The sequence below is a fragment of the Nocardia spongicola genome, assembly GCF_047200775.1.
GTDB lineage: Bacteria > Actinomycetota > Actinomycetes > Mycobacteriales > Mycobacteriaceae > Nocardia.
On record NZ_JBJZOO010000001.1, the window covers coordinates 868,832 to 885,114 of the forward strand.

16 protein-coding genes are annotated in these 16,283 nt (G+C 64.0%); 7 read left to right on the forward strand and 9 right to left on the reverse strand.

Annotated elements, in window-relative coordinates:
- Window positions 1-3: 3 nt before the first annotated feature.
- Both ACL02S_RS03720 and ACL02S_RS03725 read left to right on the forward strand, forming a co-directional pair.
- Window positions 4-612 carry a TetR/AcrR family transcriptional regulator gene (locus ACL02S_RS03720; protein ID WP_412800826.1) on the forward strand — a complete coding sequence of 203 codons (609 nt, stop codon included), beginning with the start codon at window positions 4-6 and terminating at the stop codon, window positions 610-612.
- Between the two features lie 27 nt (window positions 613-639).
- Entirely contained in the window at window positions 640-1,788 is a 1,149-nt protein-coding gene (locus tag ACL02S_RS03725; RefSeq protein WP_412800827.1) for a CaiB/BaiF CoA transferase family protein, read from the forward strand.
- A gap of 246 nt (window positions 1,789-2,034) precedes the next feature.
- On the opposite strand, the gene ACL02S_RS03730 is transcribed toward ACL02S_RS03725, so the two are convergent.
- Window positions 2,035-2,157 (reverse strand): hypothetical protein, encoded by a 123-nt coding sequence (locus ACL02S_RS03730; RefSeq protein ID WP_412800828.1) that lies wholly within the window; start codon window positions 2,155-2,157, stop codon window positions 2,035-2,037.
- A 219-nt stretch (window positions 2,158-2,376) separates the two neighbouring features.
- Between ACL02S_RS03730 and ACL02S_RS03735 the strand changes: the two genes are divergently transcribed.
- From ACL02S_RS03735 to ku, 4 genes are all read left to right on the forward strand, one after another.
- Window positions 2,377-3,591 carry a cytochrome P450 gene (locus tag ACL02S_RS03735; RefSeq protein ID WP_412801095.1) on the forward strand — a complete coding sequence of 405 codons (1,215 nt, stop codon included), beginning with the start codon at window positions 2,377-2,379 and terminating at the stop codon, window positions 3,589-3,591.
- A gap of 30 nt (window positions 3,592-3,621) precedes the next feature.
- Entirely contained in the window at window positions 3,622-4,080 is a 459-nt protein-coding gene (locus ACL02S_RS03740; RefSeq protein WP_412800829.1) for a hypothetical protein, read from the forward strand.
- Between the two features lie 247 nt (window positions 4,081-4,327).
- Window positions 4,328-4,852, forward strand: coding sequence for a DUF6545 domain-containing protein (locus ACL02S_RS03745; protein ID WP_412800830.1), 525 nt, complete (start codon window positions 4,328-4,330; stop codon window positions 4,850-4,852).
- 67 nt (window positions 4,853-4,919) lie between these two features.
- Window positions 4,920-5,867 (forward strand): non-homologous end joining protein Ku, encoded by a 948-nt coding sequence (ku, locus tag ACL02S_RS03750; RefSeq protein WP_412800831.1) that lies wholly within the window; start codon window positions 4,920-4,922, stop codon window positions 5,865-5,867.
- A gap of 66 nt (window positions 5,868-5,933) precedes the next feature.
- On the opposite strand, the gene ACL02S_RS03755 is transcribed toward ku, so the two are convergent.
- The 8 genes from ACL02S_RS03755 to ACL02S_RS03790 all read right to left on the reverse strand — a co-directional run bounded on the left by ACL02S_RS03755 (window position 5,934) and on the right by ACL02S_RS03790 (window position 13,316).
- Window positions 5,934-6,554 (reverse strand): hypothetical protein, encoded by a 621-nt coding sequence (locus tag ACL02S_RS03755; RefSeq protein ID WP_412800832.1) that lies wholly within the window; start codon window positions 6,552-6,554, stop codon window positions 5,934-5,936.
- Window positions 6,555-6,798: 244 nt separating this feature from the next.
- Window positions 6,799-7,197 (reverse strand): metal-sulfur cluster assembly factor, encoded by a 399-nt coding sequence (locus tag ACL02S_RS03760; RefSeq protein ID WP_412800833.1) that lies wholly within the window; start codon window positions 7,195-7,197, stop codon window positions 6,799-6,801.
- Window positions 7,194-7,691 carry a Fe-S cluster assembly sulfur transfer protein SufU gene (gene sufU / locus ACL02S_RS03765; protein ID WP_412800834.1) on the reverse strand — a complete coding sequence of 166 codons (498 nt, stop codon included), beginning with the start codon at window positions 7,689-7,691 and terminating at the stop codon, window positions 7,194-7,196. The genes ACL02S_RS03760 and sufU overlap by 4 nt, the downstream gene beginning before the upstream one ends.
- A gap of 131 nt (window positions 7,692-7,822) precedes the next feature.
- Entirely contained in the window at window positions 7,823-9,094 is a 1,272-nt protein-coding gene (locus ACL02S_RS03770) for a cysteine desulfurase (RefSeq protein WP_412800835.1), read from the reverse strand.
- A gap of 1 nt (window position 9,095) precedes the next feature.
- On the reverse strand, window positions 9,096-9,872 hold the full coding sequence (gene sufC, locus ACL02S_RS03775) for a Fe-S cluster assembly ATPase SufC (protein ID WP_412800836.1): 777 nt from the start codon (window positions 9,870-9,872) through the stop codon (window positions 9,096-9,098).
- A gap of 35 nt (window positions 9,873-9,907) precedes the next feature.
- The gene (gene sufD, locus ACL02S_RS03780) at window positions 9,908-11,086 is read right to left on the reverse strand and encodes a Fe-S cluster assembly protein SufD (protein WP_412800837.1); all 1,179 of its coding nucleotides are present in this window, start codon (window positions 11,084-11,086) and stop codon (window positions 9,908-9,910) included.
- Window positions 11,086-12,522 (reverse strand): Fe-S cluster assembly protein SufB, encoded by a 1,437-nt coding sequence (gene sufB, locus ACL02S_RS03785; protein ID WP_412800838.1) that lies wholly within the window; start codon window positions 12,520-12,522, stop codon window positions 11,086-11,088. Before sufB ends, sufD begins: the two co-directional genes overlap by 1 nt.
- Window positions 12,519-13,316 (reverse strand): helix-turn-helix transcriptional regulator, encoded by a 798-nt coding sequence (locus ACL02S_RS03790; RefSeq protein WP_412801096.1) that lies wholly within the window; start codon window positions 13,314-13,316, stop codon window positions 12,519-12,521. Before ACL02S_RS03790 ends, sufB begins: the two co-directional genes overlap by 4 nt.
- A gap of 698 nt (window positions 13,317-14,014) precedes the next feature.
- Here ACL02S_RS03790 and ACL02S_RS03795 point away from each other — a divergent pair.
- On the forward strand, window positions 14,015-16,276 hold the full coding sequence (locus ACL02S_RS03795; protein WP_412800839.1) for an MMPL family transporter: 2,262 nt from the start codon (window positions 14,015-14,017) through the stop codon (window positions 16,274-16,276).
- The last annotated feature ends 7 nt before the right edge of the window (window positions 16,277-16,283 follow it).

Consider the following 16,283-nt stretch of genomic DNA (forward strand, 5'->3'; position numbering starts at 1 on the left):
CCGATGCCATCGAGCGCCAAAGGGCAGCGCACCGAGGCCGCGCTGTTGAACGCGGCTCGAGAGGTCTTCACCGACAAGGGGTACTTCAATACCAAGATCTCGGATATCACCGGGGTCGCGGGGCGCTCAACCGCGTCGTTCTACAACTACTACGAGAACAAGGAGCAACTACTGGAGGCGCTCCTCGGCGCATTCTCGACCGAGGTACTGGAGCAGTCGCTCGCCGCCAAGACCGGCGACCCGCTCGACGGTATCCGCGGTGCGGTGCGCGCCTATTGGACCAGCTACAAAAAGTACCTACCCGAGATGATCGGCGTCTTCCAGATGGCCATGCTGGACGAGGGGTTCGCCCGGCGCTGGCGGGCGAATCGCGCGGCGGGCATCCGAGCGGTGCTCACCGGACTGCACAGCGCGGAGCGGATCAACCCACCGATCGGGCTCGAACTGGATGTACTCGCCTCGACGCTGGTATCGATGCTGGAAGGCTTCTGCTGGACCTGGCTGGCGATGGGCGGTGATCCCGATGTCGATCCCCCCGACGACGAGACAGCTATCGAAACTCTTGCCACTGTGTGGTACCGCGCTGTCTATGGTCGCGTTCCCACAGACTGAACCCACCGCCGCACCAGGAGGTAGACGATGAACGCCGGACCCCTCGCGGGATTGACCGTGGTCGAAGTCGGCGGGTTCATCGCAGGCCCCTTCGCAGGCCAGCTACTGGGCGACTACGGAGCTCGGGTCATCAAGATCGAGCCACCGGCAGGTGACCCGATGCGGCACTGGGGAGTACAGCAAGAAGGCAAGAGCTTGTGGTGGCCCGCTATCGCACGCAACAAAGAGTCGGTGGTCCTCGACTTCAAGGAGGAAACCGATCGAGCCACCGCGGCGGACGTGTTCAGTGCTGCCGATATCGTGGTGGAGAACTTCGCACCAGGTCGTCTCACCGCCTGGGGCCTCGACTACGCCACCATCGCACCGCGTAATCCCGGACTGATCATGGTGCACATATCAGGTTTCGGGCAGGACGGCCCACGTGCCAACGACCGTGGGTTCGGCAGTGTCGCCGAGGCGATGGGCGGTCTGCGAGCACTGCTCGGCTATCCGGATCGACCACCGGTGCGCGCGGGAATCAGTCTCGGCGACCAGGTCGCGGCACTGTTCGCGGTCTCAGGGGCACTGGCCGCGCTGACCGAACGGCACCGGACCGGCCGCGGCCAGGAAGTCGATGTCGCCCTGTACGAAAGCGTCTTCGCGTTGAGCGAGTCGCTGATCCCCGACTACGCCATCGGCGGTGTCACCCGGACCAGGACCGGCAGCACACTCACCGGCGTCGCTCCATCGAACGTCTACCCGACCCGCGACGGTGTTGAGATCCTCATCGCGGCGAACAGTGACAGCCTCTTCCACCGGCTGTGCCTGGCCATGGCCAGGAGCGACCTCGACGAAGACCCCCGATTCGCCACCCACCAAGCCAGAGGCGATAACGCGGCCGAACTCGACGGCATCATCGCGAACTGGACCGCGGGCCTGGACGCACGCACTGTGGAACTGCTCTTGGACAAGCACGAGATTCCACGCGGCCGGATCTACACACCTGCCGATATTCTGGCCGACGAACAATACCGGGCCAGGTCGATGGTCACCGAGGTGGCAGCACCCGGCTATCCCCAACCGATTCCCATGCCGAATATTGTGCCGCGATTCGGCAGAAGTCCCGCCGAAATACGTTCCGGCGGTCCCGAACTGGGCGCGCACACCGACTCGGTTCGCCGGGAGTTCAGCACCTGAACCCCACGAACACCACCCGGTGCGCACAATGCGGCAGTTCAATGAACAGCCGGGCAAGAAGCCGATCCATGGTTTCGGCGGAAATCTCTCCGCGAAAGCAGGGAAGCGGTCCGGAGAAAAGCCGCTGAAGTCCTCATCGCACGAGAAACGGTCGGCCGAATACCCCGCAAATCCGACCGACCGTTTCTGCGATGGAGAGTGCCTAAGGTTTACCGTTGTCACCCCGAGGTGTCAACAAGTCATCTTTCATTCGATGGGTGACATCTGCGCCGCCCAGAGCGGCAATACCGAGTAATGAAGCAAAATCACCTGTTCAGAATGGTTTTCGGCAGCTGAGGCAAATGTGGTATCCGACAGCGGAATAGCCACATACACATGCGAACGCAATGACAGCTAGTCACTATCGGTATCTACTACCGGTGCCACACCGGCGTCTGCCCCATCGGGCAGCGTCATGAACAGCTCTGTTAGCCGGACAAGACGGCATCGTGTAGTTAACTACAGTTGACAAAGGAGGTAAACGGCACCGGTCACCGAGTAAGACAGCGTGGCCGATAGCGGACATGTGAAGATGGCAGCGTGCTGAACATGTTCGGGGAGGGATTCGCAAGGAATCCGTGGCCGGTGTTGTCATCGCTGCGCGACGACAGCGGCGGTGTGCACCGAGTAGCGACACCCGACGGCCCACCCGCGTGGTTGGTGACCCGGGCCGCCGACGTCCATCGCTGCCTTCTCGACAATCGCTTGTCGACGAACGTTCGATTCGCCAAGGGAAGCGACTATCGTGGATTCGCCGTTCCAGCCCCGATGGATGCCTTCCAGACCAGTGATCCTGATGACCTCGCGCGGCTGCGACGAGGGCTGATCGCCGAATTGGCTCCACGACGACTCGGCGAATGGACTACCAGGATCTCGCAGTTGATCGCTCCGACGATCAACCGGCTCGAGCGGGTCGACGATATCGATTTCGTCGACCGCGTCGCTGTACCGCTACCGGCTGTCATACTCGGCGACCTACTCGGACTGCCCGACGATGCCCGCGATCGGCTACTGGCATGGGCCGAATCGACAATGCGTGCGGACGCGGCACCGCGAGCTCGGGACACATTGGCAAGCATGCAGCAGATCACCTCGATCGTTATCGAGCACGGCCGAGCGACTCCGGACCGAAGTGTGCTCGCCCGGTTGATCACCGACGGTCAGTTGAGCGGCGATCAGCTGACCGGTCTGGTGTTCTATCTACTGTTCGTCTGGTACGAGGTGCTCATCGACCTGCTGGCCGGATCAGTACTGGCATTGTCGAACAGACCGCGGCAACTCGATACTTTCCGTTGCGGCGATCAACTGGCGGCAGTCGATGAATTGTTGCGCTATCTGTCACCACAGATGTTGGCGGGACCGCGTTTCCCGGTTGTCGATGTCGCGATCGGTGGGCACGTGATCCCTGCCGGACAGACAATATTGCTATGCCTGGCATCGGCCAATCACGACCCGGAGAGATTCGACCGACCCGATGAGCTCGACCTGAGCCGGTCACCTCAGTCCCATATGGCGCTCGGACACGGCAGTCATGCGTGTATCGGTGCCGCATTGGTACGTCCGATCACCGCCGGGGTGCTCGACCAGCTGTTCAGCCGTTGGCCGGAGTTACGGGTGACCAACGACGAGAATGCGATTACCTGGCGCTCGGGCTTTCGACACCGCGGCCCGCGCGCCCTACCGATACGACCTGGCCGACCAGGTGAAGCAGTCCCCATCTCGGGAGGTGAAGCCTCCGAAAGGAGTTTAGAATCACAGCCATAGACTCCATCAACCGTGGGGATACAATCGGAAATGCCAGGGACACAACAATATCCGGTGACACAGGCGCTCAATACGCTCATCAACGCGATGCATCCGCCGACAGTACGTGACGGTCGGACAGTCGAGATCACACACCGAGCCCTGGCAGAAGACATCGGCCGGAGCACAGGTGTACGTCTGTCGGCGAACTACTTGTGGAAACTGCGCACCGGACAGACCATCAACCCCTCGTTGGAGACCCTGGAAGCACTGCGCGCCTATTTCGGCCTCGACAGCCTGGACCCCTTGAAAGATCCCGAGCTCGCCACCGCTCGCAGCAAAGAACTGGCGTTGATCCACGCACTCAAAGGTAGGGACGATACCGCCACCCTGGCACTCGTGTTGAGAGACCGGCTGGCGTCCGGAGCTGTCCGCCCTGATGCCGTCGCGGCGATATGGGAAGTCTTGGACCGGATCGAAGCCGAACAACGATGTGATGACCACGAATAGGGTATGCGGATCGCGATCTGGAAAAATCCACAAGGTGCACGTCCCATGATGAATCATCGGGTGTTGCGTGCTGAATTAGCCGAGCTGAACCTGTCGGGGCGATTCACAGTGACGCAGCTGGCCGAAGCACTGGCACGTAAGCGGGCCAGGCCATTGCGGCTGCGCGCGGAGCCCTTTCCGGTCGCAGGGCTCTCGGGCGGTCTGCTGGTAAATCGCTCCGGCTTTCGCCAGCGTCGGGGCAGCGATCATGCTGCTCGGCTTCCTGTGTCCCTCGCTGATACCGCAGGCAGGTGGGGTGGTGAAGCACCTGTGGGCACTCTATCGCTTACGTCCGCTGTGGACTGCTCTGCGCGATGCGCTCCCCATCACACAAGCCGCCCCTGCCACACGGCGATCTATCCGAACACGCCTATACCGGTGTGTCATCGAAATCCGTGACGCATTGTTGATACTTCAACCCTATGCGCGTCCAGAGATAGCCACCCGCGCAGGCAGGCTCGCCACCGCACTGCACATCCCGACCAGCGAATGCGCTGCGGCGATCGAAGCCACACGGATCGCCGCAGCGCTACATCTTCATCGCAGCGGCGCGGTAGCCACCGACCACAATGCGGTCTTCCATCAACCCGCCGAGCACTCATTCACCGGCGAGCTCCGCTGGCTTGTCGCAGTCGCCACCGCCTATCGTTCCTCCCCGCTCGTCCCCGCTCTGCTCGGTGAACTCGGGCAGGAAGCCACCATCGGCGGCGTACCGAACATGCGCGATCAGTGACGACCGAAATATTAGGATGGTCGGGTTTCGCCGCGAACGCGAACCACCTGGAACGTACGATCGATAGATGAGAGCGATCTGGACGGGCTCGATCGCATTCGGGCTGGTGAACGTCCCGGTGAAGGTGTACGCCGCCGCCGAGGACCACGATATTCATTTCCATCAGGTCCACGCCCGCGATGGCGGCCGGATCAGATATGACCGGGTGTGCACCACATGCGGTCAGTCCGTCCAGTACAGCGATATCGACAAGGAGTACGAATCCCCGGACGGCGATACCGTCGTACTCTCCGAAGCGGATCTGGCCACGCTGCCGGTGGCGGAGAAGCATGAGATCCCCGTCCTGCAGTTCGTGCCGTCCGACCAGATCGACCCGATCCTGTTCGAGAAGAGCTACTACTTGGAACCGGATTCCGGTACGCCGAAAGCGTACGCGCTGCTGGCCGCGACGCTCGCGAAGATCGAGCGTATCGCGCTGGTGCATTTCACATTGCGGCAGAAGACCAGACTCGCCGCGTTACGGGTGCGCGACGGCGTTCTGGTACTGCAGACACTGCTGTGGCCGGATGAGATCCGCGCCGCCGACTTCACCTCCCTGGCCGAGCTGACCCCACCACAGCCGCCGGAAATGGCGCTGGCCGAGACGCTGGTCGAGACCATGTCCGACAATTTCGATCCGAACCAGTTCACCGACGAATACCAGAGCGAGCTCAAACTCCTGCTGGACCAGGCGATCGCCAAGAGTACTGGAAAGGCGCCCGAACAGCCCGAGCCCACACCGAGCGAGGTGGAGACCGAGGTGGTCGATCTGATCGCCGCGCTACAACGCAGCCTGGCGGCAGGCGGGCACTGGGAAGCGGGCAGCGGTTCCGGTAGAACCGCGCCGAAGCGGCAGGCGGGGAAGTCTACGGTCGACAGTGGCACAGCCAGGAGCTCGGCTGCCAAGAGTGCGACGAAGAAGAAGACCCCGAAGAAACCAGCCGAGAAGACCACGGCGGCCCCTAAAGGCGCCTGAGTTCCCCGACAGAAGCCACCTCGGAGTGGCGTACGGGGCGCATGGCAGGTCCAAGTGATCGGCTGGTCAGTCCCGCGCCGCGTGCTCGCGGCCCTCCTGGAAGAACCGCAGCAGAGCTGATGCGGTATCCACCTCGTCCTGTGGTCGTAACGCACCGAAAGACGTGTTCCAGAAATCTCCGGTGCGCGGCGTCCACGGCCCGACGTAGGCGTACGGACCCGGATATGCGTCATCGCCTGGTGATACGCCGAAATTCACTTCGCCCACAGTGCTCGCCAGGTCGAAATGCTCCGGCCAGAGCACCGGTGTCACCTCGGGCGCCAGCGACCGCAACGCCTCGTCTCCCCGGGCGAACCACTCCTCGATCAACCCGGCCACGGTCGGGTCCAGCTCGATCGCCGCGTCGAGATCGACCCCTGTGGTGTCTTCGTACACCTTGGCCGGAGCCCCTGGTGTGATACCCGCCGCGAGCGCGACCTCCCGATAGGTGCCCGCGAGCCGGATTCGCCCTTCCGGCCACACCAGCTCGGTCCCGATGACCGAAACGGGCCACTTGGCACCGGAGAATCCTCCCGGCACGATCCGCAACCGAATGGTGCCTGCCTCCCGATGCTGTGGCCCCGCGATCAGCAATTCCGCGGCCGCGTGCAACGCCAGCCTGGACTGTCGATACGTTGTTTCGTCCACTCCCGCATCATCCCCGGTACCTCACCGGCACGCCCGCGTTTCGCATTTCGCGCGGTAACCAGCCTGATCAAGGCAGCGATCTCGGCGAGCAGGATTCCAGGTATCCGCCAGTATTCCGCTCACCGGACCGCCACGGTATGCGACCGGACCCGATGACCGGCCGATAACGCACTGTCGGAGCCGAAGCACACCTGGCCGTGCGAACGCTGAGAGGAGTCCTCGGCCCTTCAGGCCGAGGAGAACATCAAACCGTGAACCCGAGGGCGCGCAGCTGCTCGCGACCGTCCTCGGTGATCTTGTCCGGACCCCACGGAGGCATCCAGACCCAGTTGATCTTCATATCTTCCACCAGGCCGCTGCGCACCAGCGCGTTACGGGACTGGTCTTCGATGACATCGGTCAACGGGCAGGCCGCCGAGGTCAGCGTCATATCGATGACGGCGATATTGTCCTGTTCGACACGCAGCCCGTAGACCAGCCCCAGATCGACGACATTGATGCCGAGCTCCGGGTCGACGACATCGCGCATCGCCTCTTCGATGTCCTCCAGTAGCTTGCTGTCCTCCGGAGAGAGCTCAGCCGATGCGGCGGGATCGGCGAGCCCGTCCTGCGGCGCGGTGCCGGTAACCGGTGCATCACTCATGACACTTCCCCATTTCCCATCGAAGGCTTCGTTTCTGCTGCGGTGCTCGCGGGCTGCTCGGGGTCGATCCGGAGTACAGCGTCCTTGAACGCCATCCACCCGAGCAGCGCGCACTTCACCCGCGCGGGATATTTCGATACTCCCGCGAGGGCGATGCCGTCGCCGAGCACATCCTCATCGCCCTCGATGGTGCCGCGGCTGGAGATCATCTCATTGTAGGAGTCGACCACCTTCAGCGCCTGCTGCACCGGAAGACCGATGACCTGATCGGTCAGAATCGAGGTAGCGGCCTGGCTGATCGAGCAGCCCTGCCCGTCATAGGAGACGTCGGCGATATCACCGTTGTGACCGAGCCGCACCCGCAAAGTCACCTCGTCACCACAGGTCGGGTTCACATGGTGCACCTCGGCCCCGTAGGGCTCACGCAACCCACGGTGATGCGGGTGCTTGTAGTGGTCCAGGATCACTTCCTGGTACATCTGCTCCATGCGCATGTCTCAGGCAACTCCACTGTGTTCCATTGTCGGTATTCGCTGCGCTCACACCGAGGGTTCCATCGTCGGCATTCGCTGCGCTCACACCGAAGGTCTGATCGTTCGGCATTCCCTACACGTACACCGAGGGCTCAATCGCTGATGCTCGCCGTGCGCACACCGAAGAAGCTCTGGGCCTTCCGCACCGCGGCGACCAGCGCGTCCACCTCGGCGAGGGTGTTGTAGACCGCGAACGAGGCACGCGCGGTGGCGGCGATGCCGAAACGCCGATGCAGCGGCCACGCGCAATGGTGACCCACCCGGATCGCGACGCCCTCGTCGTCCAGGATCTGCCCGACATCGTGGGCGTGGATACCGTCGACCACGAACGACACCGCGCCACCGCGGTCGATGTTCTCGGTGGGACCGATAACGCGCACGCCATCGATCTCGGCCAGCCCGGCCAGCGCCGCACCGACCACTGTGTGCTCATGCGCCGCGACAGCTTCCATACCGAGCTGTTCCAGATACCGCACCGCCGCACCCAAGCCGACCACCTGCGAGGTCATCGGCACACCGGCCTCGAACCGCTGCGGTGGCGGGGCGTAGGTGCTGTGGTCCATGAAGACCGTCTCGATCATCGAACCACCGGTGATGAACGGCGGTGTCTCCGCCAGTAACGCGCGGCGGCCGTAGAGCACGCCGACGCCGGAGGGACCGAGCATCTTGTGCCCGGAGAACGCGGCGAAATCGACACCGAGCGCATGGAAGTCCACCGGCATATGCGGTACCGATTGGCAGGCGTCGAGCACCACGAGCGCACCGACCGCCCTCGCCCGGCGTACCAGTTCGGCGACCGGCGCGACAGCACCGGTGACATTGGACTGGTGGGTGAACGCGACCACCTTGGTCGCGGCGGACAACTCCAGCGAGTCCAGGTCGATCCGGCCGTCCTCGGTAACGCCGTACCACTTCAGGGTCGCTCCGGTGCGGCGGGCCAGCTCCTGCCATGGCACCAGATTGGCGTGATGCTCCAGTTCGGTGATGACGATCTCGTCACCGGGGCCGACGTGGTACGGGAACCGGTCGTCGGCGAACGCGTAGGTCACCAGGTTCAGCGACTCGGTGGCGTTCTTGGTGAATACGATCTCGTCCGCATCGGCACCGACGAAGCGGGCGATATCGGCCCGCGCGCCCTCGTAGGCGTCGGTGGCCTCCTCGGCCAGCTGGTGTGCGCCACGGTGCACCGCCGAGTTGCTGGTGACCAGGAAGTCCCGTTCGGCCTCCAGCACCGCGGCAGGCCGCTGCGCTGTCGCGCCGGAATCCAGGTACACCAGCGGTTTCCCGTCCCGAACCGTGCGGCTCAGGATCGGGAAGTCGGCCCGGAGGCGGGCGACATCGATGGTGCGGACCGTCGCGGTCATATCAGGCTCCCGCGGTAGCGGTCTGGGTGAAGCGGACGTAGCCGTTGGCATCGAGTTCCTCGGCGAGTTCGGGACCGCCCTCGGCGACGATGCGGCCGCCGACGAAGACGTGCACGAACTGCGGCTGGATATAGCGCAGGATGCGGGTGTAGTGCGTGATCAGCAGGATGCCGCCGTTCTCGCGCTCCTTGTAGTGGTTGACACCCTCGGAGACGATGCGCAGCGCATCGACATCGAGGCCGGAGTCGGTCTCGTCCAGGATCGCGATCTTCGGCGCGAGCAAGCCCAGCTGCAGGATCTCGTGGCGCTTCTTCTCCCCACCGGAGAATCCCTCGTTCACGCTGCGGTCGGCGAAGGCGGCGTCGATCTCCAGTTCGTTCATCGACTCCTTCACCTCCTTGACCCAGTGCCGCAGTTTGGGCGCCTCACCGCGCACGGCGGTAGCCGCGGTGCGAAGGAAGTTCGACATCGAGACACCGGGCACCTCGACCGGATACTGCATGGCGAGGAACAGGCCCGCCCGCGCGCGCTCGTCCACCGACATCGCCAGCACATCTTCACCGTCGAGGGTGATCGAGCCGGAGGTCACCGTGTATTTCGGGTGGCCTGCGATCGCATAGGACAGGGTCGATTTGCCGGAGCCGTTGGGGCCCATGATGGCGTGCGTCTCACCGGATTTCACCGTGAGGTTCACGCCCTTGAGGATCTGGATGGGCGCACCGGTCTCGTCGGGGTTGGCGACCTCGACGTGCAGGTCCTTGATTTCCAGGGTGGTCATCGAATTCGAGTTCCTTTACGGGTATGAGTCGTTGATCAGGCGCCGATGGCGGCGAGTTCGGCTTCGATGGCCGCCTCCAGCCGTTCCCGGACCTCGGGGACCGCGATCTTCTGAATGATCTCGTGGAAGAATCCGCGCACCACCAGCCTGCGGGCGGCATCCTCCGGGATACCGCGGGCACGCAGGTAGAACAGTTGCTCGTCGTCGAATCTTCCGGTCGCCGAGGCATGTCCGGCACCGACGATCTCGCCGGTCTCGATCTCCAGGTTCGGTACCGAATCGGCCCTTGCCCCATCGGTGAGCACCAGATTGCGGTTCACCTCGAAGGTGTCGGTGCCCTCGGCCTCGGCGCGGATGAGCACATCGCCGACCCACACCGTGCGGGCATCGCCCTTCTGCGAGTGCGGATCTCCTTGTAACGCACCCTTGTACAGCACATTCGACTTGCAGTTCGGCACCGCGTGGTCGACGAGCAGGCGCTGTTCGAAATGCTGACCGGCGTCGGCGAAGTAGAGGCCGAGCAGTTCGGCGTCACCGCCGGGACCGGCGTAGCGAACCGTGCCGGTCAGGCGTACCAGATCGCCACCGAGGGTCACCGAGGTGTGCCGCAGGGTGGCGTCGCGGCCGAGCACCGCGTGGTGCGCGGTGGTGTGGACCGCGTCATCGGCCCAGTCCTGCACCGCGACGACGGTCAGCGCGGCGGAATCACCGAGCACGAATTCCACGTTCTCCGCGTATGTTCCGCTGCCGCGTTGATCGATGACCACGGTGGCCCGAGCGAAGCGGTCCAGACGAATCTGCAGGTGGCCGTAGGCGGTCTTGCCCGCGCCGGGACCGGTGACCGCGACGGTCACCGGCGCGGCGACCTCCACCTCGGCGCCGACCGAAACGATGGTGGCCTGTTCGAAGCCCGAGTAGGCCTGCGCGGCAACGCGATCGGACGGCACACCAGCAGCACCGAGCCTGGGATCGGCACGATCCACCGTTTCCACCGTCACACCGTCGGCCGCGGTGACCTCGATGTTCGCGTGGCCGTCGCGGGTCGCGGTGCCGTCATGCAATCCGCGCAGCCTGCGCAGCGGCGTGAACCGCCATGCCTCGTCCTTGGCCGAGGGCACTTCGAAGGCGTCCACGTCGAAGGAGGTGAACACCTCGCCCTTGTTGACCGCGGGGGTGCGGGCCTCGGCCGCTTCGGCAACATTCTGCACTGCCATCAGCCGACGGCTCCTTCCATCTGCAGTTCGATCAGACGATTGAGTTCGAGTGCGTATTCCATCGGCAGTTCCTTGGCGATCGGCTCGACGAAGCCGCGCACCACCATCGCCATCGCCTCGTCCTCGGTGAGGCCACGGCTCATCAGGTAGAACAGCTGGTCCTCGGAAACCTTGGAGACGGTCGCCTCATGCCCCATGGTCACCTCGTCCTCACGGATGTCCACATAGGGGTAGGTGTCGGAGCGGCTGATCGTGTCGACCAGCAACGCATCACATTTCACCGTCGATTTCGAGCCGTGCGCGCCCTTGTTCACCTGGACCAGGCCCCGGTAGGAGGCCCGGCCGCCGCCACGCGCCACCGACTTCGACACGATGGTCGAGGAGGTGTGCGGCGCGAGGTGCAGCATCTTCGCCCCGGTGTCCTGGTGCTGGCCCTCGCCGGCGAATGCCACCGAGAGCACCTCGCCCTTGGCGTACTCGCCGGTCATCCAGACCGCGGGGTACTTCATGGTGACCTTGGAGCCGATATTGCCGTCGATCCACTCCATGGTCGCACCCGCCTCGGCCTTGGCCCGCTTGGTGACCAGGTTGTAGACGTTGTTCGACCAGTTCTGGATGGTGGTGTAGCGGCAGCGGCCGCCCTTCTTCACGATGATCTCCACCACCGCCGAATGCAGCGAATCCGACTGGTAGATCGGCGCGGTGCAGCCCTCGACGTAGTGCACGTAGGCGCCCTCGTCGACGATGATCAGGGTCCGCTCGAACTGACCCATGTTCTCGGTATTGATCCGGAAGTACGCCTGCAGCGGGATGTCCACATGCACACCCGGCGGGACATAGATGAACGATCCGCCCGACCACACGGCGGTGTTGAGCGCCGAGAACTTGTTGTCGCCCGCCGGGATCACCGAGCCGAAGTACTGCTGGAAGATCTCCGGGTGCTCCTTGAGCCCGGTGTCGGTGTCGAGGAAGATCACTCCCTGCGCCTCCAGATCCTCACGGATCTGGTGGTAGACCACCTCGGATTCGTACTGCGCCGCGACACCGGCGACCAGCCGCTGCTTCTCCGCTTCCGGGATACCGAGCCTGTCGTAGGTGTTCTTGATGTCTTCGGGCAGCTCCTCCCAAGACGTGGCCTGCTTCTCGGTCGAACGCACGAAGTACTTGATGTTGTCGAAATCGATGCCGTCGAGATCGGAGCCCCAGTGCGGCATCGGCTTACGATCGAAGATGCGCAGCGCCTTGAGCCGTTGCTCCAGCATCCACTCCGGCTCGTTCTTCTTCGCCGAGATGTCGCGGACGACCGCCTCGGACAGACCTCGTTGCGCGCTTGCACCCGCCGCATCCGAATCGGCCCAGCCGTAACCGTATTTACCCAGCGAAGCGATGGTCTCTTCCTGGGTGAGCGGTTGCACCTGGTCGGTGGTCGTCGTCATTCGGCACTCCTTCCGGAGTCGTTCGTTCGTACCGCTGCGGGCTGTGCAGCGGGGTGAGGGGACGTTTTCTTCCGCACTGTCGGCGGAACGAGCAGGGGCACGTGGGTAGTGCACGCGCAGTCGCCGTTGGCGATCGTGGCCAAGCGCTGCACATGGGTGCCGAGCAGTTCCCGGAATGCCTCCAGTTCGGCCGCGCACAGCTGCGGGAACTCCTCGGCGACATGCGAGACCGGACAGTGATGCTGGCAGATCTGCACACCCGCGCCTACTTCGCGCGTGGCGGCGGCGAAACCGGCGGCGGTGAACGCCTCGGCGATCTCCTCGGCCTTCGCCTCGATCTCTTCCGGGGTATGTGCCGCGGCCGGTTCGATCCCGGCCACGATAGTGCGCGCCCGCTTCCGAGCGAAATCGGTAATGGCCTGGTCCCCGCCGATTTCTCCGAGCTGCCGGATGGCGGCGCCTGCCAGATCGTCGTAGGCGTGACCGAGTGTGCCCCGACCCGCCGCGGTGAGCTGGTATTGCTTGGCCGGGCGGCCCCGCCCCTTCTGCTGCCACGGCGCCGAACGGGAGGCCCGCGCCTGACCGGAGTCGATCAGCGCGTCCAGATGTCTGCGCACACCCGCCGGAGCCAGCCCGAGCCTGCTACCGATGGCGGTCGCGGTGATCGGCCCCTCCTCCAGCAGTAACTGGACGATGGCCGCTCGGGTATGCCCTTCGCCGCCGGCCGCCATGGACGCGGCAGCCGACCCGGCGCCGGCACGACCGGCTCCTGTATCGCCCTTCCGCAAACCCATGGTTTTCACAACATCAGTGTGGCGGAATTCGTTCCTTAAATCTAATAAGGGTAGCCTGACTTCCCGTCCGATCGACCTGTGCGGATTCCGGTTCGGCAGGTGGCCACCCGAGCGCAGCAGCCGGATGGCCATACACCGCCGCCGTCAGCGAATCGCGCGCACCATAGCTGACCTGCGCAGCGGGACCACCCGCCGAAACCGAGCGGCACAGAACGCACCCGTTCGGCGACGGCGCATTGCGCCGACCGAGCACGATCACACCGGATGCCGAGCGGCACCGAACGGCAGAAATGTGATTCATCACACGTAAGGATTCGCCTGATGGCGCCGGTGTCGAATACCACGCTGCCCTCGGACCCACCAGCGATCCCTGTCACCACCGGCCGCACCGGAGACGCAGCACCAGCCGCGACACGATATCGGGGTCGGCGGTACCGATCCGGATGAGATGACTCCGAGTGAGACGGCACAGCCGCTACGAACCGGCACAGACCGACCGGTTCCGGGAACCGGTCATGGGGACGGTTCGTTCGGCTTGGAGGCGCATCGGGCGAAAACCGCTGCCGGAAAGGATGTCTGTCGCATGGCGATCACTGTGTCCGGCGTGGCGGGATTCGAACGCCGACCACACGGCGAACTCATCACGACTACTACCGATCCCAGCGCCGGGGTGACCATGAACGGGACGGTGAGCTGAGATGTTCGCGTGGTGGGGGGAGCTCGTTTCGCGAGCCAGGTTCGTGGTCATCGGTGTGGTGGCTGCCGCGATGCTCGGGCTGGCCGGTTTCGGGCTCGGCTTGGCGGACCATTTGAGTTCGGGCGGAATGTTCGACCCGAACTCGGAATCGTCGCACGCCGGACAACTCGCTGATGCGGCTTTCGGGCGCAATCACGATGTGGACGTGGTGGTCCTCTACACCGCACCGGACGGCAAAACCGTGGACGATCCGGAGTTCTCTCGCACGATCATCGACAATCTCGATAGCCTGCCGCGCCGATATCCGGAGCAGATCGCGGGGATCAACGCCGCGTACTGGCCCACCGAGACCGGAAAAATCAGCGGCGCGAGCGCCGCTACCGAAGACAAGAAACGTGCGGTTGCCACGATCGCGATCCGTGGCGATAACGACACCGAGATGATCCGCAACTTCCGTGCCGTCAAAGATGCCTTCGCCATCCCCGGCGTTGATGTACAGGTCGGTGGGTTGCAGCCGGTGGCAGGGGCGCTCAATGACACTGTCGCTGCCGATATCCACCGGATGGAACTGCTGGCATTCCCTGCGGTCGGGATACTGCTGTTGTTCGTCTTCGGCGGCGTCGTCGCCGCCGCGTTGCCATTGATCGTCGGCGGACTCACCGTATTCGGCGCTTTCGGCATCGTCCGGCTGCTCACCGAGTTCACCGAGGTCAATTCCTTCGTCTCCCCGGTGGTATCCATGATCGGGCTCGGCATGGCCATCGATTACGGACTGTTCATCGTCAGCCGCTTCCGGGAAGAACTCGCCTCGGGCTACGACACCCCTGCCGCAGTGCGCCGCACGGTGATGACCGCGGGCCGCACCGTGGTGTTCTCCGCGACGATGATCGTCGCAAGCCTCGGCGGCATGCTGCTGTTCCCGCAAGGTTTCCTGAAGTCCATCGCCTACGGCGCGATCGCGACGGTATCGATGGCGGCGCTGACCGCGATCACCCTCCTGCCCGCCTTGCTCGCCGTTCTCGGACCACGCGTGGACATGCTCGGGTTCCCGCGTTTCCGGGCATCCACCTCCGCGCACGAGGTCGACAACGGTTTCTGGGGACGCTGCGCCCGCTGGGTGATGCGCCACCCGGTCAAGGTCGCTGTTCCGCTGGTCATCGTCTTGCTCCTGTTGATCCTGCCGATCGGCAACCTGTCCTTCGGCGGGTTCAACGAGAAGTATCTACCGCCGGATAATCCGACTCGCCTGGCCCAACAGCAGATCGACCACTACTTTCCACTGCGTAAGTCCGATCCGATCGAGTTGGTGTTCGTCTCGACCGATTCCATCGCGGTCGGCGCGGTATGGAAACAGGCGAACCTGGCGCCCGGCCTGGCCGAGCCGTTCCATGTTCCGTCCCGCTCCACTGCGCAACCGGATGTCTATCGCACCACCGCGGTTCTCGCCGACTCCGATAACGCAGGACCGACCATCGACTATTTGCGTTCGATCGAACAGCCGGAGACCGTGTCGATGCTCGTCGGCGGGGTGCCGGCACTACAGAAAGACAGTATCGATACCCTGCTGACCCGGATGCCGTGGATGGTGGCGCTCGTCGTGCTGGTGACGACCCTGCTGATGTTCCTCACCTTCGGATCCTTGGTGCTGCCGATCAAGGCCGCGCTGATGAGCGCACTCGGACTCGGCTCCACCCTCGGCATTCTGACCTGGATCTTCATCGACGGCCACGGTGCGTCCTTACTGAACTTCACCCCACAACCGATCCAAGCCAATGTGCTCGTGGTGATCATGGCCATCATCTACGGACTCTCCACCGACTACGAGGTCTTCCTGCTCTCCCGCATGGTCGAAGCCCGCGCCCTCGGCGCCTCCACCACCGAGGCCGTGCGCATCGGCACCGCGTATACCGGCCGGATCATCACCGCCGCCGCACTCATCTTGTTCGTGGTCGTCGGTGCCTTCGCGTTCTCCGATCTGGTGATGATGCAATACATCGCCTACGGCATGATCGCCGCGCTGTTCATCGATGCCACCGTCCTGCGCATGCTCCTTGTCCCCGCCACCATGAGATTGCTCGGCGATTACTGCTGGTGGGCACCGTCCTGGATGCAGCGCGTACAGCGGAAGATCGGGCTCGGCGAACCCGTATCGGCGAGCACTCCGATCGAGACCGATATCAATGCACGTCGGGTCCACGCCGCGGTGGGCGGGAACCAGGCATGGAGCTCCCCGTCCGAGGAGGGTGAGCGCCGCGCGAACTAGGCTTCCT